The organism is Slackia sp. CM382 (assembly GCF_000293015.1).
Classification (GTDB): Bacteria; Actinomycetota; Coriobacteriia; order Coriobacteriales; family Eggerthellaceae; genus Slackia; species Slackia exigua.
Genome location: NZ_ALNO01000007.1, coordinates 254,136 through 279,676, shown reverse-complemented (window position 1 = coordinate 279,676; position 25,541 = coordinate 254,136). Strand labels below are relative to the sequence as shown.

Here is a 25,541-nt window from a genome sequence, read left to right as displayed (position 1 = left end):
CGCCCCTTTTCCGGCCGCCGTGCGCGAGGCTCGCGAGCCGGACGACGCAGGCTCCTCCCTCGTGGAGCCGACCGCCGCACGCAGGGGGCTCGCCCTTCTTCGGCCGTCGTGCGCGGCGCGCCGTTTCGCCTCTTCGCACCGCGCCGTCGCGCCGGCGCGTTTCGGCCGCGCAGGCGATTCGCACACGCCGCCTCTTCGCAACGCTGCGACACGCTGCGCTCGAACGGAAACGGCCCGGCGCTCCTTGTCGGATACGCCGGGCCGCATGCGATTCGTTTCAGGCCTTACGGCCGCACACCGTTACTCCTCGTCGGAGTCTTCGGCGTTGGAAGCCTCTTCGTCCTGCTTCGACGTCTCGCCGAACCCGAAATCGCCCAGACCGCCGAGCAGCGCGTCGAGCTCGGATAGATCGCGATGGTAGCTGTGCGGAGGCAGGGCCTCGCCGAGCATCTCCTCGCCTTCGGTGTTGAACGTCGCCGGCTGATCGCCGCCGATGAGCACCGTGTCATCCGGGCTGAACACCATGTCGAGCAGCTGGCTCATCTCATCGTTCGTGGCCGCGAGCTCGTCATCGAGCAGGTGCGAGAGCTCGTGTTCCTCGAGACCGGCCTTGAGCTCCTCGAGGGCCTTCGCGCCGATGCCTTCGATGCGCAGAAGCTCGTCTTCGGTGTAGCCGACGAGATCGCCCACCGTATCGATGCCCGCTTCGCTGAACTTATTGGCCCAGCGCTGGGAGACTCCTAGATCATCGTACAGGTACAGACGCGCATCCTCGTCGGAGAGCTTCTTGCCATGACCGCGATAGCCGTTGGCGCCGAAATAGTTCGCGTAGGCGCCGTAGCCTTCGTCGAGAGCCCAGTCCTGCGGCTGAGGCAGCAGGTCCTCGATCTCGCGAAGCTCGGCAGGCGCGCTCTCGGGAAGATCTTCGCCTTCGACCGGCGCCGTCGGCGTGCCGTGGTAGGTCAGGCCGACCTTATGGTAGCGGGACAGGCCCGTGCCGGCAGGAATCGGCTTGCCGATGATGACGTTCTCCTTGAGGCCCTGAAGGCCGTCGACCTTGCCTTCGATGGCGGCATCGGTCAGGACCTTGGTGGTTTCCTGGAACGATGCGGCCGACAGGAAGGAATCGGTGGCCAGGGACGCCTTGGTGATGCCGAGCAGCAGCGGCTGGCAGACCGGCGGCTCCTTGCCCTCCGCGATGAGCTCGTTGGCGATGCGCTCGAATTCATAGCGGTTGACCTGGCGGCCCGGCAGGAGCATCGAATCGCCGGCGGACACGACGAGGACCTTGCGCAGCATCTGACGCGCGATGACCTCGATGTGCTTGTCGTTGATGTCGACGCCCTGGGAGACGTAGACGTCCTGGACCTGGGACACGATATAGCGAAGCGTGGTGTTCGCATCGGTCAGGCGGAGCAGGTCGTGCGGGTTGACCGAGCCCTTGGTCAGCTGCTGGCCGACGCGGACCTTGTCGCCGTCATGCACGCCCGGGAGCAGCTGCGCGCGGGCGGACACGACGTATTCGCGGTAGTTGCCGTTCTCGTCGTGGATCGTGAGCGACTTGGTGCTCTTGTCGCCCGAGACCTGCAGCGTGCCGGCGATTTCGGCGAGCACCGCGAGGCCCTTGGGCTTGCGGGCCTCGAACAGCTCGGTGACGCGGGGAAGGCCGTGCGTGATGTCGTCGCCCGCGACGCCGCCGGCATGGAACGTGCGCATCGTCAGCTGCGTGCCCGGCTCGCCGATCGACTGGGCGGCGATGATGCCGACCGCGGTGCCGATGTTGACCGGACGGCCCGTGGCCAGATCCCAGCCGTAGCACTTCTGGCAGACGCCGTGCTCGGCATGGCAGGTCATGATCGTACGGATGCTCAGCGTCTCGACGCCGTCCTCGGACATCTTCTTAAGCTGATCCATCGAGGTGATGTATTCCCCGGCCTTGAGGGCGCCCGCGTCTTCGAGCAGGCAGCGGCCGACGAGGTTCTCGTCGATCTCGCCCTTGTCGTCGTGCAGCGGGTACACGACACCCTCGGTGGAGCCGCAGTCGATCTCGCGCACGATGACGTCCTGAGCGACGTCGACCAGACGACGGGTCAGATATCCCGAGTCGGCGGTACGCAGCGCGGTGTCGGTCAGGCCCTTGCGGGCGCCGTGCGTCGAGATGAAGTACTCGAGCACCGACAGGCCTTCGCGGAAGTTCGCCTTGATCGGACGGTCGATGATGTCGCCGTTCGGGTCGGACATCAGGCCGCGCATGCCGGCGAGCTGGCGGATCTGCTTGACGTTGCCTCGAGCGCCCGAGGTGGCCATCATGTAGATGGGATTCAGGCGGTCGAAGTTGGCGTCCATCGCGTTGCCGACCTCTTCGTTGGCGTCCGTCCAGACGTCGATGGTCTGACGATGGCGCTCTTCGTCGCTCATCAAGCCCATCTCGTAATCTTCGTTGATGGCCGCGACCTTGGCTTCGGCGCTCGCCAGGATCTCTTCCTTGTTCGGAGGGATCGTGGCATCGTAGACGGACACGGTGATGCCCGCCTGCGTGGCGTAGTGGTAGCCGAGGTTCTTGATGCCGTCGAGGATCGGAGGCATCTCGGACAGGTCGTACTTGTTGCAGCAGTCCTCGATCAGATCGCCGACGCGGGACTTGTCGACGACGAAGTTGACGAACGGATAGTCGTCAGGCAGGACGTCGTTGAACAGCACGCGGCCGATCGTGGTCTCGAGGCGCTGGCCGGCCTTGTATTCCTCGGATTCGCCGAACGCATGGGAGACCAGCATGTCGCGATCCAGGCGCACGTAGACCTTCGCCTGGATGTCGACGCCGGCATGGGCCTCGTAGGCGTGCAGAGCGTCTTCGAAGTCGGTGAAGACATGGCCCTCGCCCGGGAAGCCCTCGCGCGGGGTGGTGAGGAAGTACATGCCGATGACCATGTCCTGCGTCGGGATGGTCAGCGGACGGCCGTGGGCCGGCGACTTGATGTTGTTGGCGGAAAGCATCAGGATGCGCGCCTCGGCCTGGGCCTCGTTGCCCAAAGGCACGTGCACGGCCATTTGGTCGCCGTCGAAGTCGGCGTTGAACGCGGTGCAGACCAGCGGATGGAGCCTGATGGCCTTGCCTTCGACAAGCACCGGTTCGAAGGCCTGGATGCCCAGGCGGTGCAGGGTGGGTGCGCGGTTGAGCAGCACGGGATGGTCGACGATGACCTCTTCGAGGACGTCCCACACGTAGCTCGCGCCGCGATCGACCGCGCGCTTGGCGGCCTTGATGTTTCCGCAATACTCGAGCTCGACCAGTCGCTTCATGACGAAGGGCTTGAACAGCTCGAGCGCCATCTGCTGAGGCAGGCCGCACTGGTGCAGCTTCAGGTTCGGGCCGACGACGATGACCGAGCGGCCGGAATAGTCGACGCGCTTGCCGAGCAGGTTCTGGCGGAAGCGGCCCTGCTTGCCCTTGAGCATGTCGGCGAGCGACTTCAGCGGACGGTTGCCGGGACCCGTGACGGGACGGCCGCGACGACCGTTGTCGAACAGGGAGTCGACGGCCTCCTGGAGCATGCGCTTCTCGTTGTTGACGATGATCTCGGGAGCGCCCAGGTCGAGCAGGCGCTTGAGGCGGTTGTTGCGGTTGATGACGCGGCGATACAGGTCGTTGAGGTCGGACGTCGCGAAGCGGCCGCCGTCGAGCTGCACCATCGGGCGCAGGTCGGGCGGCAGGACCGGAATGACGTCCAGGATCATGTCGGACGGCGCGTTGTCGGACTTCATGAACGCGTCGACGACCTTGAGGCGCTTGACGGCCTTGGCGCGCTTCTGCCCCTTGCCGTTCTCGACGACGTCTTTGAGCTCTTCGGAAACCTTCTCGAGATCGAGCCCGTCGAGCAGGTCGCGCACGGCTTCGGCGCCCATGCCGCCGCGGAAGTAGTCGCCGTAGTTGACGCGCATCTCGCGATACAGGGCGTCGTCGGAGATGAGCTGCTTCGGGACGATCTTCAGGAAGACGTCGAGGGCTTCGCTGCGCAGGGCCTTGCGTTCGTTGAATTCGTCGTAGACATCGGCGATTTCGGCTTCGACCTCTTCAGGGGACATGCGCTCCTCTTCGGCGATGTCGTCCTCGAAGTCGTCGGCCTCGGGCACGTATTCGGTGGACAGGCGACGCGTGGCTTCGACCAGACGGTCGCGCTCGGCGTCGAGCTCCTGCAGGTCGGCTTCGAGCTCGTCGCGCAGCTCGTCGATGTCGGCTTCGCGAGCCTCTTCATCGACCCAAGTGATGATCGAAGAGGCGAAGTAAAGCACCTTCTCGAGCTCTTTCGGGGCAATGTCGAGCAGGTAGCCCAGGCGGCTCGGGCTGCCCTTGAAATACCAGATGTGGCTTACCGGCGTGGCGAGCTCGATGTGGCCCATGCGCTCGCGGCGCACCTTGGAGCGCGTGACCTCGACGCCGCAGCGTTCGCAGACGATGCCCTTGAAGCGGATGCGCTTGTACTTGCCGCAGGCGCACTCCCAGTCCTTCGTGGGGCCGAAGATCTTTTCGCAGAACAGACCGTCCTTCTCGGGCTTGAGGGTGCGGTAGTTGATGGTTTCCGGCTTCTTGACTTCGCCATGGGACCAGCTGCGCACGTCTTCGGCGCTCGCAAGCGAGATCTTGAGCGCGGAGAAGTTGTTAACGTCGAATTCGGTCATTTATCGATCCTCTCCTTCGTCATCGGCAGATTCGTCCGAGCCGATGAGCTCGGATGCATCGGCGGACGACGCAGAATCGTCAGCCATCAGAGTGCGCAGGTCGGCGGCGATATCGCGCAGCGCGTCCCCATGCTCCTCCTCGGTCTTCTCGGCTTCCTTCATCATCGTCTTGAGCGCGGCCTGGTCGGCGGAGCGTTCTTCGGAGTCCATGTCGTCAAGATCGATGGCCTGGTCGTCGGATCCGATCATCTCGACGTTCAGTCCGAGGGACTTCATCTCCTTGAGCAGGACTTTGAAGGATTCGGGAACCTCCGCGGGCGGGATGTTCTCGCCCTTGACGATGGCTTCGTACGCCTTCACGCGGCCCGCGGTGTCGTCGGACTTGATCGTGAGGATCTCCTGCAGCACGTTGGACGCGCCGTACGCGTAGAGGGCCCAGACCTCCATCTCGCCGAAGCGCTGGCCGCCGAACTGGGCCTTGCCGCCCAGAGGCTGCTGGGTGATGAGGCTGTACGGGCCGGTCGAGCGCGCATGGATCTTATCGTCGACCATGTGGCCGAGCTTCAGGATGTACGGATACCCGACGGTGATGGGCTCGCGGAACGGCTCGCCGGTGCGGCCGTCGAAAAGCGTCGTCTTGCCGAAGGAATCGAGCTGGGGGACGAACTCGTCGCGCGCCAGGTCGCCGAACTTCTCGTGGTTCCGGTTGATGAGATTGCGGTTGGCCTTCTGGATGACGTCGGCGATCTCCTGCTCCGTCGCGCCGTCGAAGACCGGCGTGGCGACGTAGATCGGGCCGTCGACGGATTCGGAGGTCTCTTCAGCATCGGACCAGCCCCACTTGGCGGCCCAGCCGAGATGGCACTCGAGCAGCTGACCGACGTTCATACGGGAAGGAACGCCCAGCGGGTTGAGCATGACGTCGACCGGCGTGCCGTCGGCGAGATACGGCATGTCCTCGACCGGCAGGACGCGGGACACGACGCCCTTGTTGCCATGACGGCCGGAGAGCTTGTCGCCCTGCTGGACCTTGCGCTTCTGGGCGATGAACACGCGCACCAGCTCGTTGACGCCGGGAGCGAGCTCGTCGTCGCTTTCACGGCTGAAGCGGCTGATGCCGACGACGCGGCCGCCGGCGCCATGAGGCACCTTGAGCGACGTGTCGCGGACTTCGCGGGCCTTCTCGCCGAAGATGGCGCGCAACAGGCGTTCCTCGGCGGTGAGCTCGGTCTCGCCCTTCGGGGTGACCTTGCCGACCAGGACGTCGCCCGGCTCGACCTCGGCGCCCACGCGGATGATGCCGTCGGCGTCGAGATCGGCGATCATGTCCTCGGAGATGTTCGGGATCTCGCGGGTGATTTCCTCGGGCCCGAGCTTGGTGTCGCGGGCGTCGACTTCGTATTCCGAGATATGGATGGACGTGAGCAGGTCCTCGGCGACGACGCGCTCGCTGATGACGATGGCGTCCTCGTAGTTGTAGCCTTCCCACGTGGTGTACGCGACCAGCAGGTTCTTGCCCAACGCGAGCTCGGCCATGTCGCAGGACGGGCCGTCGGTCAGCACGTCGCCCGCGAAGACCTCGTCGCCCTTGCGGACGAGCGGCTTGTGGTTCACGCAGCCGGACTGATTGGAACGCTGGAACTTAGGAACCAGGTATTCGTCGAATTCGCCCTCATCGTTGCGGATGATGACCGTGGAGCCGTCGACATAGTCGACGACGCCGGGGTTCTGGGCGGTGACGACCTCGCCGGAATCGACGGCGATGCGATGCTCGATGCCCGTGCCGACGTACGGGGCAGCGGTCTTGAGCAGAGGCACGGCCTGGCGCTGCATGTTCGATCCCATGAGCGCGCGGTTCGCGTCGTCATGCTCGAGGAACGGGATGAGCGACGTCGCGACCGACGTCATCTGACGCGGGGAGACGTCCATGTAGTCGACCTGGCCGACAGGCACTTCGGAAGGCTCGCCGAAGACGCCCTTGGAGTCGCGGGTGCGGCAGAGCACGCGATCGGACGGAACGAACGCGCCGTCCACGGTGCGGCCGAAGACGCGGGTCTCCTGATCGAAGAAGTCGTTCGCCTGGGCGATCGTGTGCTTCTCCTCCTCGTCCGCGGTCAGGTAGTCGACCTCGTCGGTGACCTTGCCGTCGATGACGCGGCGATACGGCGTCTCGATGAAGCCGTACGGGTTGACGCGCGCATAGGTCGCCAGCGAGCCGATCAGGCCGATGTTCGGACCTTCAGGCGTTTCGATCGGGCACATGCGGCCGTAGTGGGAGTTGTGGACGTCGCGGACTTCGAAGCCTGCGCGCTCGCGGGACAGGCCGCCCGGGCCGAGGGCCGACAGGCGGCGCTTGTGCGTGATGCCGGCGGCGGGATTGGACTGGTCCATGAACTGCGACAGCTGCGAGGAGCCGAAGAATTCCTTGATGGCGGCGACGATCGGGCGGATGTTCACCAGGGACTGCGGGGTGATCTCGTCGGATTCCTGCATGCCCATGCGCTCGCGCACGACGCGCTCCATGCGGGACAGGCCGATGCGGAACTGGTTCTGAATCAGCTCGCCGACCGTGCGGATGCGGCGGTTGCCGAAGTGGTCGATGTCGTCGACCTGGAAGCCTTCCTCGCCGCCGTGCAGCGAGACGACGTAGCGCATCGTGGAGATGATGTCGCGCTCGGTGAGCGTGGAGGAAGCGCCCAGCTCGTCGTCGGGATCGAAGCCGAGCTTCTTGTTGGCCTTGTAGCGGCCGACCTTCGCGAGATCGTAGCGCTGAGGATTGAAGAACAGGCCGTCGAGCAGCGTGGAAGCGGAATCCAGCGTGGGCGGCTCGCCCGGGCGGAAGCGCTTGTAGAGCTCGATCAGGGCTTCTTCCTTAGTAGTGGCGGGATCGCGATCGAGGGTGCGCAGCACCATCTCGGAGCCGCCGAGAACCTCGATGATCTCCTCGCGCGTTTCGGCGATGCCCAGCGCGCGGAGGAGCAGCGTGGCCGGCTGCTTGCGCTTGCGATCGATGCGAACGGAGAGGATGTCGCGCTTATCGGTCTCGAATTCGAGCCATGCACCGCGGGAAGGGATGACCTTCGCGCCGTAGATGGTCTTGTCGGACGTCTTATCGCGCTCGGCGGAGAAGTAGATGCCGGGCGAACGGACGAGCTGCGAGACGACGACGCGCTCGGTGCCGTTGATGATGAAGGTCCCGCGCGGGGTCATGAGCGGGAAGTCGCCCATGAAGACCTGCTGCTCTTTGATTTCGCCCGTCTCGCGATTGACGAAGCGGACCTCGGCGAACAGAGGAGCCTGGTAGGAAACGTCCTTTTCCTTGCATTCGTCGACCGTGTACTTCGGGTCGCCGAACTCATGGGCGCCGAATTCGACGAACATGTCCTTCGAGGAGCTCTCGATCGGGCAGACGGCGTTGAACGCCTCCGTGATGCCTTCGGTCATGAACCACGTGAAGCTGTCCGTCTGGACGGAGATCAGATTGGGCACGTCCATGACGTCGGGGATCTTCGCGAAACTGCGACGATCCCGGTAAACGCTGGCTGGCGTGCGCTTTTCTGCTTTGGCCACAGGTTTTCCTTCCGCTGGTGAACAGATGAGATGCACCAAAAGATGCAAACTTGATATTTAAGCACGCAGAAAAATCAAGTCAAGACTTTTTTTCACGAACTATGTAGCTTCTGTAGTTTTATATGGGCGTGCGCGTCAGGCGACGGGAAGAAGCCGCGTGGCGAGGATCCCGCGGCCGCCCGCGCCCATGCGCACCCATGCGCCTTGGCGCCGGCAACGCCGTGCAGACGGATCCGGTTGCTCCGCGCATGCGCCGTCGAGCACGTGAGGACGCATGCATGAGCATCCTGCGCAGCGCGGCCGCACATCCGCGCGAAGGCTCTTTTTTGCGCATCGGCGTCGATTTAATTCCTTTGAAACGGCACAAACGCGTCATCGAACGGTAAAATACCGCGTTATGTAACTGTAGGAGCATGTCGCCGCGATGCGCAGCCGCATGCATACAAGAAAGGCCGTCCATGGACGCACTCGTCGCCGTAACGGATACCATCGATACGTATATGTACACGTACTTCCTGGTATTCCTCCTCATCTTCACCGGACTGTACTTCTCCATCCGCACGAAGTTCATCCAGTTCCGCGGGTTCAAAGACATGATCAGGCATCTCACGGAGCACAAGCATGTGCCCGGCAAGAAGAGCGTTTCCTCGTTCCAGGCCCTGATGGTCTCCACCGCCTCCCGCGTCGGCACGGGTAACATCGCCGGCGTCGCCACGGCCATCGCCGTCGGCGGGCCGGGCGCGGTCTTCTGGATGTGGGTCATGGCCACCATCTCCTCCGCATCCGCATTCATCGAATCCACCCTCGCGCAGATCTGGAAGGTCCGCGGCGAGAACGGCGAGTTCCGAGGCGGCCCCGCCTACTATATCCAGCAGGCGCTGCACAGCCGCGCGCTCGGCGTCGTCTTCGCCATTTCGCTGCTGCTCTGCTTCGGCCTGGGCTTCAACGGCCTGCAGACCTACAACATGAGCTCCTCGCTCCAGGCGTACATCCCGAACTACACGCAGACCGCGGCCCCCATGGCCCTCGGCATCCTGCTCGCAGTCGTCTTCGCCTTCATCATCTTCGGCGGAACACGGCTCATCAGCTACATGACCTCGGTCATCGTTCCCACCATGGCCGGCGGCTACATCCTTTTGACCATTATTCTCTCGATCATGAACATTGGCGAGCTTCCCGGCATCTTCGCCACCATCGTGACCGAGGCCTTCGATTTCAGCTCCGTCGTCGGCGGCTTCGCCGGCTCGATGGTCGTCCAGGGCATCAAGCGCGGCCTGTTCTCCAACGAGGCCGGCATGGGTTCCGCTCCGAACGCCGCTGCATCCGCATCGGTCTCCCACCCCGTCAAACAGGGCCTGGTGCAGACATTCTCCGTCTTCATCGACACGATCATCATCTGCTCCTGCTCCGCCGTCATGATCATGTTCTTCGTCAACGACAACGTGGACCTCATCGCCTGGGGCGGCGCGACCGGAGAGGCGGCGCTCACCAACATGACGCTCGTCCAGGCCGCCATGCAGAACGGATTCGGCGCGGCGGGCCTGCACTTCATGACGCTCGCGATCTTCTTCTTCGCCTTCTCGAGCCTGATCGGCAACTACTTCTATGCCGAGGGCAACTTCAAATACATCACCGGCAGCAAGCCCGCCCTCTACGTCTTCCGCATCCTGTGCTGCATCGTCATCTTCTTCGGCGCGCAGTCCAACCTCACGCTCGCATGGAACCTCGCGGACATCTTCATGGGCATCCAGGCGACCATCAACATCATCGTCATCCTGATCCTCGGCAAGTGGGCGCTCGCCGCGCTCAAGGACTACGAAGCCCAAAAAGCCCAGGGCATCGACCCGGTCTTCGTCGCGAACGTCATCCCCGGCCTGCCGCAGACCGAGTGCTGGCACGTCGATGCGTCGCATCTCGACGACGCGGTCAAGGACGAGAAGCAGGGCAATCCCATCGCCGAGACGCTGCTCGCCGACGAAGACGCCTAAGGACGCTTCGCGAGAAGGGTTTCCCGCGTCTGAACCATTCACTCGTATTCGAAGCCTCGCATTCTGCGGGGCTTCGTTCGTAGAGGGCTCTTTCACCGAATGCGCCGATGCCCCGGCCTTCCCTGCCGTCTCTTCCTACCGCTCCTCAAGAGAAATATCTCAATATATAGACTTAGATTTCCTGCGTGTATGAAACGAAGATTACAGAACGGTATCGTATTGGCACTCTCGCTTGCAGAGTGCCAATCAAGCTCCTATGCTTCAAGGCGTCAAAAGAAATGCGGCCTGAACGATGGCCGCGACCCCTTGCTAGGAGATGATGATCATGATGCTGGTACCCCGCAATCACGGCTTCTTCGATGACTTCCTGAGCGATCCGTTCGACAGCGTCTTCGGAACCCCTGCCCGCAGCACCGCCCGCAAGCCCCTGCCCACCACGATGAGGACCGATATCAAAGAAACCGACACGACGTTCGAGATCGATATCGACCTGCCCGGCTTCAAGAAGGAAAACGTCCACGCGGAAATCGAGGACGGATACCTGACCATCGAGGCATCCACCGAATCCGAGAACGAAGAGAAGGACGAAGCCGGAACCTATCTGCGCAAGGAGCGCTTCACCGGCAAATGCCGCCGCAGCTTCTATGTCGGAGAAGACATCTCCGAGGAAGACATCCACGCGAAGTTCGAGAACGGCATCCTTTCCGTCACCGTCCCGAAGAAGCAGGCGCTTCCCGAGGTCGAGACCAAGAAGCTCATCTCGATCGACTAGAGCCGCACCTCCATACACCCAACCCGCTTCTCCTTCCCCTTTGACGGCCCCGCGATGCATGCGGGGCCGTCTTCGCATGCAAAGGACATCTTATGACCTGCGGCTCGAACCGTAAGCCGCGTTCTTGCGGTTTCCGAACGCGCTTCCCTTGCGCGCCGTCTTCTTCAGGTCGGCGAGCACATCGCGCTCGTCCGTCCCCTCCATCTGCGCGCGAAGCTTCACCACCTGGTCGCGCAGGCGCGCGGCCTCTTCGAAGTCCATCGACTCGGATGCTGAGGCCATCTCCTCTTCCATGCCCGCAATGATGCGCATCACTTCCCCGCGCGAAAGCTCCGCAAGCACCTTGTTCACGTCTTCGGCCGTACCGACCTCGTTGTTGTCGCCGTCCGTGATGAATCCCATGACGTCGTTGATGGCCTTGCGGATGGTCTTCGGCTCGATGCCGTGCTCTTCGTTGTAGGCCATCTGGATGGCGCGGCGGCGGCGCGTCTCGGTGATCGCGAGATCCATGGAATCGGTGATCTTGTCGGCGTACATGATCACCTTGCCCGACACGTTGCGCGCGGCGCGGCCGATCGTCTGGATCAGGCTGCGATGATTGCGCAGGAAGCCTTCTTTATCGGCATCGAGGATTGCGACGAGCGTGACCTCCGGCAGGTCGAGCCCCTCGCGCAGCAGGTTGATGCCGACGAGCACGTCGAATTCACCTTTACGCAGGTCGCGAAGGATTTCCACGCGCTCGAGCGTACCGATGTCGCTGTGCATGTATCGCGATCGGATTCCCTGGTCAAGAAGGTGATCGGTCAGATCTTCGGCCATTTTCTTCGTAAGCGTCGTGATGAGCACGCGTTCATGGGCGTCCGAGCGTGCGCGCGCCTCGTCGATGATGTCGTCGATCTGGCTGGCTATCGGGCGTACCTCGATTTCGGGATCGAGGAGCCCCGTCGGACGGATGATCTGCTCGACACGCCGCTCGCTCACGCGGTTCTCGTAATCGCCCGGAGTCGCCGACACGTAGATGAACTGAGGAACGCGTTCCTCGAACTCGTCGAAGCGCAGCGGGCGGTTGTCAAGGCAGCTCGGAAGGCGGAACCCATGCTCGGCGAGCGTGACCTTCCTGCTGCGGTCACCCTCGTGCATGCCTCTGATCTGCGGAACCGTCACATGGCTCTCGTCGATGATGCAGAGGAAGTCGTCCGGGAAATAATCGATGAGCGTATACGGCGGCTCGCCGGGGCTGCGGCCGTCGAGATGGCGCGAATAGTTCTCGATGCCGGAGCAGAAGCCCATGGTTTCGAGCATCTCGAGATCGTAGTTGGTGCGCATCTCGAGCCGCTGCGCCTCGAGGAGCTTGCCTTCGGCGCGCAGCTGCTCAAGGCGCCCGCGCAGCTCCTCCTGGATCGTGCCGATCGCCTTCCGCATCTTGGGACGCGCCGTGACATAGTGCGATGCGGGCCAGATGGGAATAGCCTCGAAGCTCATCAGCATCTCGCCCGTGAGATTGTCGATCTCTTGGATGGATTCGATCTCGTCGCCCCAGAACTCGATGCGCAGCGGATTGTCGGCATACGGAGGGAAGACGTCGAGCGCATCTCCGCGCACACGGAAGGTGCCGCGCGACAGCTCGTAATCGTTGCGATCGTATTGGATGTCGATGAGCTGATGGATCACGTCGTCGCGCTCGGCAGGCTTCTGCCGGTCGACGAACACGGCCATGCCGGCGTAGTCCATCGGACTTCCGATGCCGTAGATGCAGCTCACGGAGGCGACGACGATAACGTCGCGACGGCTGAGCAGGCTTGAGGTCGCGGCATGGCGCAGCTTCTCGACCTCTTCGTTGATGGAGGCGTCCTTCTCGATGAACGTGTCGGTCTGAGGCACGTAGGCTTCCGGCTGATAGTAGTCGTAATAGCTGACGAAATAGACGACCGCGTTATGGGGGAAGAACTCCTTGAGCTCGGCGGCGAGCTGGGCGGCGAGCGTCTTGTTCGGCGCCATGACGAGCGTGGGCTTCTGCACGGCCTCGATGGTCTTCGCCATCGTGAACGTCTTGCCCGACCCCGTCACGCCGAGAAGCGTCTGATAGCGCAGACCGCGCTCGACGCCTTCGGCGAGCGACGCGATGGCCTGAGGCTGATCGCCCGACGGTTCGTAGGGGGACACGACCTTGAACGGTTCGCTCGATAGGCGCACCTCGGGAAGCTTGCCTTCCATGACGGCGCCTTCGATGTTCTTGAGATGGCTGGACATGCGTGAACTCCTCCGTCGTGCGTCCGCCCGCCTGCACGGTGCAGGCGGGAACGTTTCGGCTTATCGTACGTCTGATGGGGATGCGCGGCGCGCACCAGGGGAAGACCCCGTCAGAACATCGACGAGACGGCGGACCTGCTTCTCGACGTCCTCGACGCGGCCGTCGTTCGCGATCGTATAATCGGCCCATGCGCGCAGCGTGGCCTCGTCCGGCTGGCGCGACGCCCGCGCACGGGCATCCTCTTCGCGCTGCCGGCCGCGCGCGACAACGCGGGCGATACGGGTCTCGAGAGGGGCCACGACGGCGACGACGGCATCGGACCAAGGATACCGTTCATGCGTGGCTTCCCCTGCGCTCACCTCGACCGCGACGAGAGGATGCGTGAACGCGAGCGCCTCGGAACGTGCGCGGGCAGCCTCGATGATGGCGGGATGCGTTATCCCGTTGAGCGTCTCGGTTCCTTCGGGCGTCGAGAACGCCGCACGCGCAAGCGCGGCAGTATCGACGCGTCCGTCGGAATCGACGACGTCCGGACCGAACGCATGCGCCAGGGCGAACGCGACGTCAGGATCGCGCAGAACGTCGCGCCCGATGGCGTCCAGATCGACGACCGCCGCTCCATAATCGGACATGAGGCGCGCAACCAGGCTTTTTCCGGAACCGATCCCGCCTGCCACTATGACGATGGGCGCGCGTCCGCTCATGCGCCGACTCCTTTCGATGCGCCGTGCATCTCTTCCTCGGTACGCGATACTACCTCATCTACGCATACGAAGAACCCGGCGTCCATGATGCACGGACGCCGGGTTCTTCAAGACCGGACCGCCTTGCTTGATGAGACGGTCAGATCGATGGGTGCGAGAGGTGCTTACTCCGCAGCGGCTTCGGACTCTTCGTCCTTGCGGTCCTTCTTGCGGGGCTGGCGAGGCTCGGCCTGAACGGTCTCATCGATTTCGATTTCGATACCCAGCTCTTCGGCGGCGGCCTTCATCGACAGGGAGATGCGGCGACGGTCGGGGTTGACCTCCATGACCTTCACCTTGACCTCCTGGCCGACCTTGACGACCTGAGCCGGGGTCTCGATGCGGCGAGGAGCCATCTCGGAGATGTGGACCAGGCCTTCGACATTGCTGCCGAGTTCGACGAATGCTCCGAACGGAACGATCTTGGTGACCTTGCCGTCGATGACGGAGCCGACCGGATAGGACTCGACGAGCTTGATCCACGGATCAGGCGTGGTCTGCTTGAGGCCGAGGGAGATGCGCTCGCGGCTCAGATCGACGTCCAGAACCTCGACCTCCACTTCCTGGCCGACCTTGACGACCTCGGAGGGATGGTTGACGTGGTTCCAGGAAAGCTCGGAAATGTGGACCAGGCCGTCGATGCCGCCGAGATCCACGAATGCGCCGAAGTCGACGATCGAGGAGACGGTGCCCTTGAGGCGCATGCCCTTGGTGAGCTTGCTGAGGATTTCGGCGCGCTCGTTCTTGCGGCCCTCTTCGAGGAGGACGCGGCGGGAGAGCACGACGTTGTTGCGGTTGCGGTCCATCTCGATGACGCGGGCCTCGAGCTCGGTGCCGAGATACATGTCGAGATCCTTGACGCGACGCAGGTCGACGAGGGATGCAGGCAAAAAGCCGCGCAGTCCGATGTCGATGATCAGGCCGCCCTTGACGACTTCGATGACTTCGCCGGTGACGGCTTCGCCGGCCTTGAACTTCTCTTCGACGCTGATCCAGGCGCGTTCGTACTCGGCGCGCTTCTTGGACAGAATGAGACGGCCTTCCTTGTCTTCCTTCTGGAGAACGAGGGCCTCGATCTCGTCGCCGAGGGCGACGATCTCGGAGGGATCGGCATCCTTGCGGATGGAGAGCTCGCGGGAAGGAATGACGCCTTCGCTCTTGAACCCGATGTCGAGCAGAACCTCGTCATGCTCGATCTGCACGACGGTGCCCTTGACCAGATCGCCTTCGTCGAAGTCGGTCAGGGTGCCATCGATCATCGCGTTCATCTGCTCGTCGCTGATGTCCTCGAAATCGATGACGGACGTGTTCTTGATGTCGGTCAAAACGGACCCCTTTCAAGCACAGGGACCCTTCGCCATGGTGGTTGAATACAACATGTCTCGGGGGCCTACAGTTGCGGTTCCCGCGTGCTTTTGCATGCGGGGCCTGCCATCTCTCAGACAAGCCGTTGCATTGTACCATAGCCCCCATGCGCTCCCACCCTCGAAGAGACCTTCCCCAAACCCTCCGAAATTCCTGCTGAAACCCTGCTTTCTACCGCCGCGCATGCACAAGGCATCGGACATCGCCGTATGGAATCGCCTGCGTCATCCGCCTGAGGGCGCGCGCAGCCGGGCCGGTCATGGTCGCAGGCTCGGTCCCGATGCTCGCTCGAAACCTATCCGCGCGCAGTCGAGGCGACTTCGATCAGCATGCGCGCCTTCGTATCCGGAAAGACCTCGATTCCCGCCTTCTTGAAGAGCGCGGCCGTTATGCCGTCGCCGGCGACGAGCCGACCCGAGAAGGTCCCGTCGTAGACGCTCCCGCATCCGCACGACGGGCTCTTGCCTTTGAGAAGGGCATGCGTGCAGCCGGCATCGAGCGCATACGCAAGGCAGGACCCGGCCCCGCGGACGAACGCGTCGGTCACATCCTCGCCCGCGCACGACATGACCCGTCCGCCGCTGATTTCAGCGGGGTCACGCGGCACGGGCAGCCCGCCTGCTGTCTCGGGGCAGAGGGGCACCAGGTCGAACGCGGCCTCGAGCTGCGCGAGGCAATCCAGGCGATGGTGGCCTCCCCGATACGTGCACGGCTCCCCCATCAGGCAGGCGCTGATGGCAAGCTTCGGTTTCGGCGGCACGGCGGCTCCTTAAGGATCGATGGCGGTCCGTTCGCCCCTATCTTACGCGAACCTTGCCAATCGCTGATTCGACCGAGCGATTCCGACATGATATGTTGACACGGCCCGACGGCGCGAATACGGCGAAGCGCGCTTCCCCTACGGCGCCGGGCCGCATCTCGCCCATCTCTCCGCCCGCGGGCGGCTTCTCGGAAGGCAGGCCATGACCCAGTTCCTCGCGACATTAGGCATCTCGTCGGAAAGCGAGTTCGCACGCGACCTTCTCATGGCCGTCGTCATCGTCGTCGTCACAGCGGCGCTCGCCCACGTCGCCGCCAAGGCTCTGCGCCACCTGTTGGACAAAGACGCGACGCCCCTGCCGTCCACAAGCCTCATCGTCAATGTCGTACGCGGTGCCATCTGGGCTATCGGCATCAGCGTGATGCTCGATGCCTGCTTCGACGTGAACGTGAACGCGCTCGTGACCGCCCTAGGCGTCGGAGGCGTCGCCTTATCGCTCGGATTGAAGGACACGCTCTCCAACTTCATCGGCGGCCTTCAGATGACGCTCATGGGCATCGTCGTGCCGGGCGACCACATCGAAGTCGGCGGAGATGCCGGCGTGGTGCAGGACGTGAACTGGCGCCATACCACCATTTCGAACCGTCTCGGCGAAACGGTGGTCATACCGAACTCGGTCATCGCGACGACCGCCCTCGTCCAGCTCCCCCCGGCGGAACGCGTCTCGGTGCCCTTCGCCGTGACGGGCGACGCGCATGATATGCGTGCCGTGAAGCGGGACATAGAAGCATCCGCCAAACAGGCCGCCGAATCCGTATGCCCCATCACAGAGGGACCTCATGCCTCCTTCTCCGAAATCACCGAATACGGATTCAAGGGCAAGCTCGTCCTGAGCATCGACGACCCTGCGCATGCGAACGACGTCATCGACGCTGTGATCACGGCTATCGCGCCCATGACGCGCCGCGAGACGCATGCGGGCGAAGGCGCCGAGTAGCATTTCCGCCGCAGCCGCCCCTCCTTCCTCCTCCGCTCGTCGCGCTCTCGAACGTTCCTGCCGATGAAACTGGTACATTTATGCACCGATCCGCGGGCCGCAGGGAGACGGCACGCCCGTCACGGAAAGCATGCCATGAAGAAGATAGTCACGAGCCTGCCCTTCATCCTTCTCGTATCCGTCGTCGTCGGCATCGTCCTCGGACTCGTCTCGAACGAATCCGTCATGAACGTCGTGGTCACCGTCAAATACGTGCTGAGCCAGATCATCATGTTCTGCGTGCCGCTCATCATCATCGGATTCATCGCGCCGTCCATCACCAAGCTCGGCTCGAACGTTTCGCGCGTCTTGGGGGTCGCCGTCGTCATCGCCTACCTCTCGTCCATCGGCGCCGCGCTCTTCTCGACCGTCGCCGGATACGCGATCATCCCCCATCTCTCCATCGCCACGACAGTCGACGGCCTCAAGGAGCTTCCAAACGTCGTCTTCCAGCTCGATATTCCTCAGATCATGCCGGTCATGAGCGCGCTCGTGCTGGCCATCCTGCTCGGCTTGGCCACCGTCTGGACGCGCGGCGAGACCATGGCGAAGCTGCTCGACGAATTCCAGAAGATCGTGCTCGCCATCGTGATGAAGATCGTCATCCCGCTGCTGCCCGTCTTCATCGCCTCGACGTTCTGGTGCCTGTCGTACGAAGGAACCATCACCAAGCAGCTGCCTGTCTTCCTCGCGGTCATTCTCATCGTCATCGTCGGGCACTACCTCTGGCTTGCGCTGATCTACGGTGTGGCCGGCGCGTATTCGGGCAAGAACCCGCTGAACGTGCTAAGGCGGTACGGACCCGCGTACCTGACGGCCATCGGCACGATGTCTTCCGCCGCGACGCTCGCCGTGTCGCTCCAGTGCGCCGAGAAGGCCGAGCCGCTGCGCAAGGACATGGTGCGCTTCGGCATTCCCCTGTTCGCGAACATCCACCTGTGCGGCTCCGTCCTGACCGAGGTGTTCTTCTGCATGACCATCTCCCAGATGCTCTACGGATTCATCCCGAACATCGCGACGATGGTGCTCTTCTGCCTTCTGCTCGGGATCTTCGCCCTCGGGGCGCCCGGCGTTCCCGGCGGCACGGTCATGGCATCCTTGGGCTTGGTTGCAGGCGTGCTCGGATTCGATGCGACCGGCACGGCGCTGATCCTTACCATCTTCGCGCTGCAAGACAGCTTCGGAACCGCCTGCAACGTGACGGGCGACGGCGCGCTCACGCTGTTTTTGAGCGGATATGCCGACAAGAAGGGCATCGCCGAGGTCACCGAGTCGGGAAATATCTTCTAAGTGCGAACCCGTGCGGCCGAGCGCATGCGCCGGGTACCCGCATCCTAGAGCGAATTCGATTCTTGGCCTCGGCATTCGTCGCAGATGCCCGAGAATACGACCGTGAACGAATCGATGTCCATCGGCGCGTCGCCGCGAACGAGGGATGGAATCGAGATGCCGTCGTTCAATTCCACGTCGACCACCTTCCCGCAGCGCACGCAGATTCCATGCCCGTGCGCATCGAGGCGCCAGTCGAAGCGATCCGCGGCATCGGGCACGCTGATCCGCTGGATACGCCCTGCATCGGCGAGAACGTTCAGGTTGCGATAGACGGTCGCGCGGGAGATGGACGGATGCTTCCCGCGCACGGTCTCGAAGACATCGATGGCGGTCGGATGGTCGTTCGATGCGCGCACGGCCTCGAGAACGAGCGAACGCTGAACGGTTTGACGGGTATCAGGACGCATGGGCCGCGCCTTCCTCCCGTTCCTCGCGTTCGAGCACGAGCCGCATGGCCGCGATGGCGCATTCGATCTGACCGTCGTCAGGTTCGTTCGTCGTCAGATACTGCATCTGCATGCCGGGCCATAAGATAACTTTGACCAGCGGATTATCGGGATGGCTGCCCGCCCACTTCACCGTGATCTCGTAGCTTAGGCCCGCGATGAGGGGCATGAGCAGGATCCGCACGACGATGACCAGCGCAAGCTTAGGAGCGCCGTCGGGAACGCCCCAGGCGGAGATGAGCGCGTTCAAGGGCGTGAGGGTATACACGATGATCGCGATGATCATGACCATGATGAGGAACGCGGTGCCGCACCGCACGTGCAGTCGCGGAAACGACCGCGCGTTCTCGGCGGTCAGCGGAAGCCCGTGCTCGAAGCAGTGGATGGTCTTGTGCTCGGCGCCGTGATAGCCGAACATGTCGCGGACGTCCTTCATATGGCCGATGAGCCAGATATAGAACACGAAGATGGCGACACGTACGATGCCGTCGACGATATTCCATGCGAACGTATGCGCATCGTACTCGCCGACGATGGCGTTCGCGAGGAACGCAGGCAGCACGACGAAGAGCATGACGCCCAGTATAAGGCCGATGACCAGGGAGATAGTGACTTCTTTGCCGCCGAAGCCGCCATCGCCCGAACGCTTTCCGGCCTTCGTGGATGGAGCCTCTTTCGAGGCTGCGGGCGCGCCGTCGGCATCGGACATGCCGGAGGCGTCGAAGACATCCGCGCAAGGCGCCGTCGACGGGGATGCCGGCATATCGGCAAGAACCGCGCCGTCGGCGCCGGCGCACGCGATGGAAGCGGGCGTCGACGAGGAGGACGATTCCCCGCCGGCATCCTCGGCGAATTCCGCGAAGGCATGCTCCGCCGCGATGCCCGAGGCCTTGTAGCTGAGCGCGAGGCTTTCGACGAACGCACGGCATCCGCGCACGACGGGCCAATGCATCCAGGAGTTCCTGCGACGGCCGCTTGCAAGGTCATGTTCCTCGGTATAGATGGAGCCATCGGGCTCGCGCACGGCCACGGACCAGTTGTATTTCCCGCGCATCATGATGCCGCCCAGCAGGGCTTGCCCGCCCACATGCGTCTTCAGCGGACCGTCTTCGGCGAAGGCCCTGTTCAAATCGCTTTCGGTGCGGGCTTTCGGCATAGGTTACGGCCTCACGATCTTAGGATACGGATTCTTGCAGGTCATCTTCCCCTCGTGGCAGCCCTCGCGCACGCACGACGGGCCCGCGTCCATGAAGATGAACGGAGCGGTCGGACGCGCGAGCTCGAGCATCTTCCATGCGAGCTCGCGAATTTCCCATTGCGCGCGATTGCAGCAGCGCAACGAGAAGAAATTGAGTAAGGAGCGAACGTTCATCGTGATGACGATCTTGGATTCCGTCGCATTCGGAAGCAGGTAGCGCGCATCTTCTGCAGGGACGCCCGCGGCAAGGAGCTTCTCGTAGGCCTGCACGGCCGCATCGACGGCCGCATCGAAGACGCGCGAGAGCTCAGGGTCGGACGATACGGAATCGGGCGTCACGTATGGGACGCCTTCTTTGAACTTGACGTAGCGCTGCGACTGCTGATTGAAGCTTGCGATGCGATGACGCACCAGCTGGTGCGTCAAGGCGCGCGAGACGCCTTCGACCGCGAACGTATAGCTTGCGTGTTCGAGCGTCGAATGGTGGCCGCTTTTCAGAATCGTTGAAAGCACGCTGGTCACACGCTCTGCAGGCATGGTCTCCATCAGCTCGGCGGCGCCGACGGGCGCATAGCACAGGCGTGCGGCCGTGGCGATGGCGCGCTCGGGTTCGGGCGTATGGTACAGCAGTTCTACGTGCATGGGACGGCCATCCTTCTGTGCCTGGGAAGCGAGCGGAATGCATGCCACGATACAAGAAGGCGGCACCTGAAAGATGCCGCCCATAAGTAATTCGGAAAAACCGCAACGGAAGCGTCAGTTCTTCGATTCAAGCCCTTCGAAGAACGCTTCCCACTTCGCGAACGAATCGCGGCTGATGGTGTGTTCCATCTGGCATGCCTCGTAGTTCGCAAGCTCCGGTTCGATGCCGAGCGTCTCGTTCAGGAACTTATAGAGCTTGTTATGCTTGCGCCAGATATACGAGCCGTATTCCTCGCCTTCTTCGGTGAGCGTGACGTCGCCGTAGTACGGCTGTTCCACATAGCTTTTCGCCTTGAGGGTCGTGAGGGCCTTGGAAACCGACGCCTTGGAGACGTCGAGCTTGTTGGCAAGGTCGACCGCGCGGATGGGCTTGCGTTCCGGCCCCGCAAGATCGACGATGGCTTCGAGGTAGTCTTCGAGCGAATGGCTCAGGACCTCGTCTTCGCGAGACTCGAGCATTGTTTCGGTGGGAGCGTTCGTCATGTCAGACCCTTCCTGCGTCCACGCATGCCTGCTTCACGCGAAATACGCGACTGCAAGACCCCGTGGAGGCTCGGCGGCTCTCAGGTTCGAACCCTCGAGGCGCATCGGTAATACTGCACGATGGTGATACTGCTTGCATTCTAGCAAGAAATCCTTCCGCCAAGCTCCGCGTTTGCGAATGCCGGACGGAAGAATGCATTCTTCGAACGGAACATGCGGCCGAAGATTTCGACCCGTCATGCGGCAACGACTCGAAGGCCCCTCCTGCACGCACGACGGGATCTCCGTCCCGTTAAGCATTCCTGTCAAGAATGCGACTCAAGGTCGCGGCGGACGTCTTCCATCATCTTCTCCGCCGCGCTGCATTCCCCGGTATATTCGGCGTTGCAATCCTGATGGCCGCACTGATCCTTATACCCGCACGTGCCCTTCTTCCGATAGTACCTGATAGACAGGGTCACGAGACCGATGAGCACGAGCAGGATGATGAATGTCGAGAAGTTCATGACCTCATCCTCCTTTCACAGGATCGTTCGTTTTCTCATCGCATAACGTACATCGGGCCCCGAACGCATGCGCCCAGGGCCCGATAGAAACGACGGAATCGCTACGCGTTCTCTACGGCCGCTTCATCCTTCTTGTCCTCGAAATGAGGCATGGGACGGAAGAGCTGGAAGAGGATGCCTGCGAGGGCGATGACGGCGATGACGGTGCCGATGCCGAAGCCCTGGCCCGAGAGCAGCATGCCGAGCTGGTAGATGATCAGACCGACGACATACGCGAACCCGGTCATATACCCGAGCGCGATCCACGTCCACTTGGCATTGCCCATCTGGCGCCAAATGGTGCCGATGGCAGCGAAGCACGGCGCGCACAGCAGGTTGAACGCGCAGAACGCCATGATCGCGGGGGCTGATCCGCCGAACATGGCGGCGAAGGACGACCACAGCGACGGGTCGGTCTCGCCGACCTCGGATCCGAGACTCGTGAGAATGCCCATCGTGGCGACGACGTTCTCCTTGGCGACGAGTCCGGTGACGCTCGTGACGGTAGCCTGCCAGTCGCCGAAGCCGAGCGGGATGAAGATCCAGGCAAGACCCTTGCCCAGGTACGCCATCAGGCTGGAATCCATCTGGGTTTCCCGATCGATGAGGCCGAACGATCCCTCGCCGAACCCGAAATTGAGCAGGAACCAAATGACGATCGTGGATAGGAAGATGATGGTACCGGCTTTGATGCAGTAGCTCTTGATGCGATCCCACGAAGACTGCAGGACGAAACGCGCCGTGGGAACATGGTACTGGGGAAGCTCCATGACGAACGGCGTTGCCTCGCCGGCGAACAGGCGCGTCTTGCGCAGCATGATGCCGGAGACGATGATCGCCGTGACGCCCATGAAGTAGAACAGCGGAGCGACCCACCAGACCGTGCTGTCCTCGGCGCCGGCAAGGGCACCGAAGACCAGAGCGATGATCGGCAGCTTGGCCGAGCACGGAATCATGGTCGTGGTCATGATCGTCATATGACGATCCTTCTCGCTCTCGATCGTCTGAGTGGACATGACGGCAGGCACGCCGCAGCCGGAGGCGATGAGCATGGGGATGAAGCTCTTGCCCGACAGACCGAACTTGCGGAAGATGCGGTCCATGACGAACGCGACGCGCGACATGTAGCCGCATCCTTCGAGGAACGCCAGGAAGAGGAAGAGCACGAGCATCTGCGGAATGAAGCCGAGAACGGCGCCGACGCCCGCGACGATGCCGTCGATGATCAGCGACTGGAGCCAAGGAGCGGCGTCGACCGATTCAAGGGCGCCGGTCACCACGGTGGGGACGCCGTTGACCCAGGTTCCGAACTCGGACGGATCGGGAGCTTCCGCGCCCGCCTCTTTGGCGGCCGCCGTCGCCTCTTCGAAGCCGTCGCCTCCGGAAATGAAGAACCCATCGCCGAACAGGCTGTCGTTGACCCAGTCGGTCGCACCCGTGCCGACCGTGGAGATGGAGACGTAGTAGACGATGAACATGACCAGGATGAAGATCGGCAGGCCGAGCCAACGGCTCGTGACGATGCGGTCGATCTTCTGCGTGGCGGTCAGGGTCTTGCCGGAGCGCTTGACGGTCTCATCGACGATATGCGCGATGGCGTCGTAGCGTTCTGACGTGACGATGGACTCCGCGTCGTCGTCGAACTGGCTCTCAAGGCCTTCTCGAACGGCCTTGGCCTTCGCGAGGACGTCCTTGCCCGGCTTGAGCGTCGCGATGGCGCGCTCCTCATGCTCGAAGAGCTTGATGGCGTACCAGCGACGAAGGTAATCCGGCGTGGCGGTCAGGGTCTTCTCGATTTCGGCGAGCGCGTCTTCGACGGCGGCGTCGAACCTGAAGGCGGGTTTGGCGGCCACGCCGGCGTTCGCCGCCTTGATCGCCTCGTCGAGAAGCTCGTCGAGGCCCTTGTTATGCAGGGCGCTCGTCGTGACGACGGGGCACCCCAGCATCTTCGAGAGCTTCGCCAGGTCGATCTTGTCGCCGTTCTTCTCGAGGAGGTCGGCCATGTTCAGCGCGACCACCACGGGGAGGCCGAGGCTGACGATCTGCGTGGTGAGATACAGGTTGCGCTCGAGGTTGGTCGCGTCGACCAGATTGACCACGCAGTCGGGACGTTCGTCGATGAGGTAATCGCGCGCGACGATCTCCTCGGGCGAGTACGGGGAGAGAGAGTAAATGCCCGGCAAGTCCGTGATGGTCACGGTCTTGTCGCGTAGGTACTTTCCTTCTTTCTTCTCAACAGTGACCCCGGGCCAGTTGCCAACGTATTGGTTCGCGCCCGTGAGCTTGTTGAACATTGTGGTCTTGCCGCAATTGGGATTGCCTGCAAGAGCAATGCGGATAGCCATTTCATTCCTTCCTTACCTTATTCGGTCAACTCTCGTTAACCCCGATGCCGTAAAAAACCGCTTGAAGCGGTCCTTGCCCATCGGCATCTTGTTTCACGGCCGACGTCGTTCGCCGCCGCTACGCGAGCGGCTCGACGACGACGTTCTGAGCCTCGTCCTTGCGAAGCGAGAGCTCGTAGCCGCGCACGGTGTATTCGACCGGATCGCCCATAGGAGCGACCTTGCGCACGAACACTTCCGCGCCCTTGGTGACGCCCATGTCCATGATGTGCTTCTTGACGGCGCCGGATCCCGTGATCTTCAGGACCTTGGCCTTGCCGCCGACGGGAATCTCCTTGAGCGTGACCTGTTTCGTCTCCATCGTTCTTCCCCCTTCCTTTTTCGATTGGATAGTGGCTATCGCAACGCCGCCCCCATTGCGGGAAGCGGCGTGCAATACGAGTTACGCTAGCCCACGATGATCTTGCGAGCCATGTTCTTATCGAGGCCGATGCTGGCGCCCTTCACCTGCACGATGATGTTGCCGGCATTCTGGGACGCGATCGTCACGGAAGCGCCCTCCACGAACCCCATGTTCTCAAGGTGGTGGTGGAGCTTCTCGTCCGCATGGATGCTCACGATGGTCGCGCTTTCGTTCACATGAAGAAACGAAAGCGGCATGCTCGGCATGCTGACGCCCGTCGATGCATTATGCGCGCCTGCGGAAAGAGCGGTATCTTCCATGCCTGCACCTCCTTCTCATCATCCTTCGCACGAATGCCGTGCGAAGTAAACTCGACAAACTAAGGCATTATAGTAATCCTCAACTAACTAAAAAGTAAACTACGGATATTTATTCCATACGGCTCGTCCCGAGATGCTCAAGAAGCCATGGGGCTGAGCGAGATCCTCACGACGAACGAAAGCTCTCCCGAAGCGGAACCGAGGTTCAACGACGATAGGGCGGGCGCGGCACGTTCCGGCCGTACATCCCCCTCCGGCGAACCCGGATCGCTCGGCGCATGAGATACCTGCCGAGAGGCGCTCCGTCGAAGCTCATGCGCCTCTTCGCCGCTTCCTGCTCCTGAGCCATCGACGCCCGATTCCACGGCACCGGCCTCGTCTCTCGTGAAATCATGCAGGCATCCGTAGCACCTATCCATGTCGTCGAAGCAACGCGAGCCGCATATAGGACACTCTTTCATTCATTTCTCCTTCATCGATATGGGATCTTGAAAAACGGCTCGCGAAGAGCGAAGCCTTTCCCCGCCTGCGATCGCACGTGAAGGCGCACGCTGCGCGCATGACGTCCTCGGCCTTGTCGAGGCGCCTTCCCCTCAGCTGCCATC

Annotated in this window: 19 protein-coding genes; 4 read left to right on the top strand and 15 right to left on the bottom strand. The window is 62.6% G+C overall.

Annotated features, from left to right (window positions below; translation table 11 throughout):
- The 3 genes from HMPREF1155_RS09110 to HMPREF1155_RS03925 form a co-directional block, all read right to left on the bottom strand.
- Window positions 1-186, bottom strand: a 186-nt coding sequence (locus HMPREF1155_RS09110) for a hypothetical protein (RefSeq protein ID WP_238319093.1), incomplete at its 3' end; no start/stop codon positions are given.
- Window positions 187-300: 114 nt separating this feature from the next.
- Window positions 301-4,677, bottom strand: a complete 4,377-nt coding sequence (locus HMPREF1155_RS03930) for a DNA-directed RNA polymerase subunit beta' (RefSeq protein ID WP_006362130.1) — start codon at window positions 4,675-4,677, stop codon at window positions 301-303.
- Window positions 4,678-8,172, bottom strand: a complete 3,495-nt coding sequence (locus tag HMPREF1155_RS03925) for a DNA-directed RNA polymerase subunit beta (protein WP_238319096.1) — start codon at window positions 8,170-8,172, stop codon at window positions 4,678-4,680.
- A gap of 533 nt (window positions 8,173-8,705) precedes the next feature.
- Here HMPREF1155_RS03925 and HMPREF1155_RS03915 point away from each other — a divergent pair.
- Together HMPREF1155_RS03915 and HMPREF1155_RS03910 are read left to right on the top strand one after the other, a co-directional pair.
- A complete protein-coding gene (locus HMPREF1155_RS03915; protein ID WP_006362133.1) occupies window positions 8,706-10,235 on the top strand; it encodes a sodium:alanine symporter family protein in 1,530 nt (509 codons plus the stop codon).
- Between the two features lie 316 nt (window positions 10,236-10,551).
- Complete coding sequence (locus tag HMPREF1155_RS03910) at window positions 10,552-11,007, top strand: Hsp20/alpha crystallin family protein (protein WP_006362135.1); 456 nt, start codon at window positions 10,552-10,554, stop codon at window positions 11,005-11,007.
- 90 nt (window positions 11,008-11,097) lie between these two features.
- Here HMPREF1155_RS03910 and uvrB read toward each other — a convergent pair whose 3' ends face one another.
- From uvrB to HMPREF1155_RS03890, 4 genes are all read right to left on the bottom strand, one after another.
- Window positions 11,098-13,257: an excinuclease ABC subunit UvrB gene (gene uvrB / locus HMPREF1155_RS03905; RefSeq protein WP_009077252.1), complete on the bottom strand. Its 2,160-nt coding sequence runs from the start codon at window positions 13,255-13,257 to the stop codon at window positions 11,098-11,100.
- 60 nt (window positions 13,258-13,317) lie between these two features.
- Complete coding sequence (coaE, locus tag HMPREF1155_RS03900) at window positions 13,318-13,962, bottom strand: dephospho-CoA kinase (protein WP_009077116.1); 645 nt, start codon at window positions 13,960-13,962, stop codon at window positions 13,318-13,320.
- Window positions 13,963-14,126: 164 nt separating this feature from the next.
- Window positions 14,127-15,269 carry a 30S ribosomal protein S1 gene (gene rpsA, locus HMPREF1155_RS03895; RefSeq protein WP_369791716.1) on the bottom strand — a complete coding sequence of 381 codons (1,143 nt, stop codon included), beginning with the start codon at window positions 15,267-15,269 and terminating at the stop codon, window positions 14,127-14,129.
- Between the two features lie 392 nt (window positions 15,270-15,661).
- Window positions 15,662-16,126 carry a DUF523 domain-containing protein gene (locus HMPREF1155_RS03890; RefSeq protein WP_009077270.1) on the bottom strand — a complete coding sequence of 155 codons (465 nt, stop codon included), beginning with the start codon at window positions 16,124-16,126 and terminating at the stop codon, window positions 15,662-15,664.
- Window positions 16,127-16,328: 202 nt separating this feature from the next.
- On the opposite strand from HMPREF1155_RS03890, the gene HMPREF1155_RS03885 reads away from it, so the two are divergent.
- Both HMPREF1155_RS03885 and HMPREF1155_RS03880 read left to right on the top strand, forming a co-directional pair.
- Window positions 16,329-17,123, top strand: a complete 795-nt coding sequence (locus HMPREF1155_RS03885; RefSeq protein ID WP_009077278.1) for a mechanosensitive ion channel family protein — start codon at window positions 16,329-16,331, stop codon at window positions 17,121-17,123.
- Between the two features lie 135 nt (window positions 17,124-17,258).
- Window positions 17,259-18,452 (top strand): dicarboxylate/amino acid:cation symporter, encoded by a 1,194-nt coding sequence (locus HMPREF1155_RS03880; RefSeq protein ID WP_009077442.1) that lies wholly within the window; start codon window positions 17,259-17,261, stop codon window positions 18,450-18,452.
- A 44-nt stretch (window positions 18,453-18,496) separates the two neighbouring features.
- On the opposite strand, the gene HMPREF1155_RS03875 is transcribed toward HMPREF1155_RS03880, so the two are convergent.
- From HMPREF1155_RS03875 to HMPREF1155_RS03840, 8 genes are all read right to left on the bottom strand, one after another.
- Window positions 18,497-18,901: a transcriptional repressor gene (locus HMPREF1155_RS03875; protein ID WP_006362144.1), complete on the bottom strand. Its 405-nt coding sequence runs from the start codon at window positions 18,899-18,901 to the stop codon at window positions 18,497-18,499.
- Entirely contained in the window at window positions 18,891-20,096 is a 1,206-nt protein-coding gene (locus tag HMPREF1155_RS03870; protein ID WP_009077428.1) for a DUF1385 domain-containing protein, read from the bottom strand. Before HMPREF1155_RS03870 ends, HMPREF1155_RS03875 begins: the two co-directional genes overlap by 11 nt.
- Before the next feature lie 3 nt (window positions 20,097-20,099).
- Window positions 20,100-20,780 carry an FAD-dependent thymidylate synthase gene (gene thyX, locus HMPREF1155_RS03865; protein ID WP_009077393.1) on the bottom strand — a complete coding sequence of 227 codons (681 nt, stop codon included), beginning with the start codon at window positions 20,778-20,780 and terminating at the stop codon, window positions 20,100-20,102.
- Between the two features lie 114 nt (window positions 20,781-20,894).
- Entirely contained in the window at window positions 20,895-21,323 is a 429-nt protein-coding gene (locus HMPREF1155_RS03860; protein WP_006362147.1) for a metal-dependent transcriptional regulator, read from the bottom strand.
- A 305-nt stretch (window positions 21,324-21,628) separates the two neighbouring features.
- Window positions 21,629-21,829: a hypothetical protein gene (locus HMPREF1155_RS03855; RefSeq protein WP_009077087.1), complete on the bottom strand. Its 201-nt coding sequence runs from the start codon at window positions 21,827-21,829 to the stop codon at window positions 21,629-21,631.
- A gap of 101 nt (window positions 21,830-21,930) precedes the next feature.
- Complete coding sequence (locus tag HMPREF1155_RS03850; RefSeq protein WP_009077453.1) at window positions 21,931-24,213, bottom strand: ferrous iron transporter B; 2,283 nt, start codon at window positions 24,211-24,213, stop codon at window positions 21,931-21,933.
- Between the two features lie 118 nt (window positions 24,214-24,331).
- On the bottom strand, window positions 24,332-24,574 hold the full coding sequence (locus tag HMPREF1155_RS03845) for a FeoA family protein (RefSeq protein ID WP_006362151.1): 243 nt from the start codon (window positions 24,572-24,574) through the stop codon (window positions 24,332-24,334).
- Window positions 24,575-24,660: 86 nt separating this feature from the next.
- Window positions 24,661-24,936, bottom strand: coding sequence for a FeoA family protein (locus HMPREF1155_RS03840; RefSeq protein WP_006362152.1), 276 nt, complete (start codon window positions 24,934-24,936; stop codon window positions 24,661-24,663).
- Window positions 24,937-25,541 lie beyond the last annotated feature (605 nt).

What these genes read in the sequence shown, in the direction of transcription:
- HMPREF1155_RS03930 (WP_006362130.1), bottom strand. Translation starts at nt 4,677, where the DNA reads ATGACCGAATTCGACGTTAACAACTTCTCCGCGCTCAAGATCTCGCTT.
- HMPREF1155_RS03925 (WP_238319096.1), bottom strand. Translation starts at nt 8,172, where the DNA reads ATGGACGTGCCCAATCTGATCTCCGTCCAGACGGACAGCTTCACGTGG.
- HMPREF1155_RS03915 (WP_006362133.1), top strand. Translation starts at nt 8,706, where the DNA reads ATGGACGCACTCGTCGCCGTAACGGATACCATCGATACGTATATGTAC.
- HMPREF1155_RS03910 (WP_006362135.1), top strand. Translation starts at nt 10,552, where the DNA reads ATGATGATCATGATGCTGGTACCCCGCAATCACGGCTTCTTCGATGAC.
- uvrB (WP_009077252.1), bottom strand. Translation starts at nt 13,257, where the DNA reads ATGTCCAGCCATCTCAAGAACATCGAAGGCGCCGTCATGGAAGGCAAG.
- coaE (WP_009077116.1), bottom strand. Translation starts at nt 13,962, where the DNA reads ATGAGCGGACGCGCGCCCATCGTCATAGTGGCAGGCGGGATCGGTTCC.
- rpsA (WP_369791716.1), bottom strand. Translation starts at nt 15,269, where the DNA reads ATGAACGCGATGATCGATGGCACCCTGACCGACTTCGACGAAGGCGAT.
- HMPREF1155_RS03885 (WP_009077278.1), top strand. Translation starts at nt 16,329, where the DNA reads ATGACCCAGTTCCTCGCGACATTAGGCATCTCGTCGGAAAGCGAGTTC.
- HMPREF1155_RS03880 (WP_009077442.1), top strand. Translation starts at nt 17,259, where the DNA reads ATGAAGAAGATAGTCACGAGCCTGCCCTTCATCCTTCTCGTATCCGTC.
- HMPREF1155_RS03875 (WP_006362144.1), bottom strand. Translation starts at nt 18,901, where the DNA reads ATGCGTCCTGATACCCGTCAAACCGTTCAGCGTTCGCTCGTTCTCGAG.
- HMPREF1155_RS03870 (WP_009077428.1), bottom strand. Translation starts at nt 20,096, where the DNA reads ATGCCGAAAGCCCGCACCGAAAGCGATTTGAACAGGGCCTTCGCCGAA.
- thyX (WP_009077393.1), bottom strand. Translation starts at nt 20,780, where the DNA reads ATGCACGTAGAACTGCTGTACCATACGCCCGAACCCGAGCGCGCCATC.
- HMPREF1155_RS03860 (WP_006362147.1), bottom strand. Translation starts at nt 21,323, where the DNA reads ATGACGAACGCTCCCACCGAAACAATGCTCGAGTCTCGCGAAGACGAG.
- HMPREF1155_RS03855 (WP_009077087.1), bottom strand. Translation starts at nt 21,829, where the DNA reads ATGAACTTCTCGACATTCATCATCCTGCTCGTGCTCATCGGTCTCGTG.
- HMPREF1155_RS03850 (WP_009077453.1), bottom strand. Translation starts at nt 24,213, where the DNA reads ATGGCTATCCGCATTGCTCTTGCAGGCAATCCCAATTGCGGCAAGACC.
- HMPREF1155_RS03845 (WP_006362151.1), bottom strand. Translation starts at nt 24,574, where the DNA reads ATGGAGACGAAACAGGTCACGCTCAAGGAGATTCCCGTCGGCGGCAAG.
- HMPREF1155_RS03840 (WP_006362152.1), bottom strand. Translation starts at nt 24,936, where the DNA reads ATGGAAGATACCGCTCTTTCCGCAGGCGCGCATAATGCATCGACGGGC.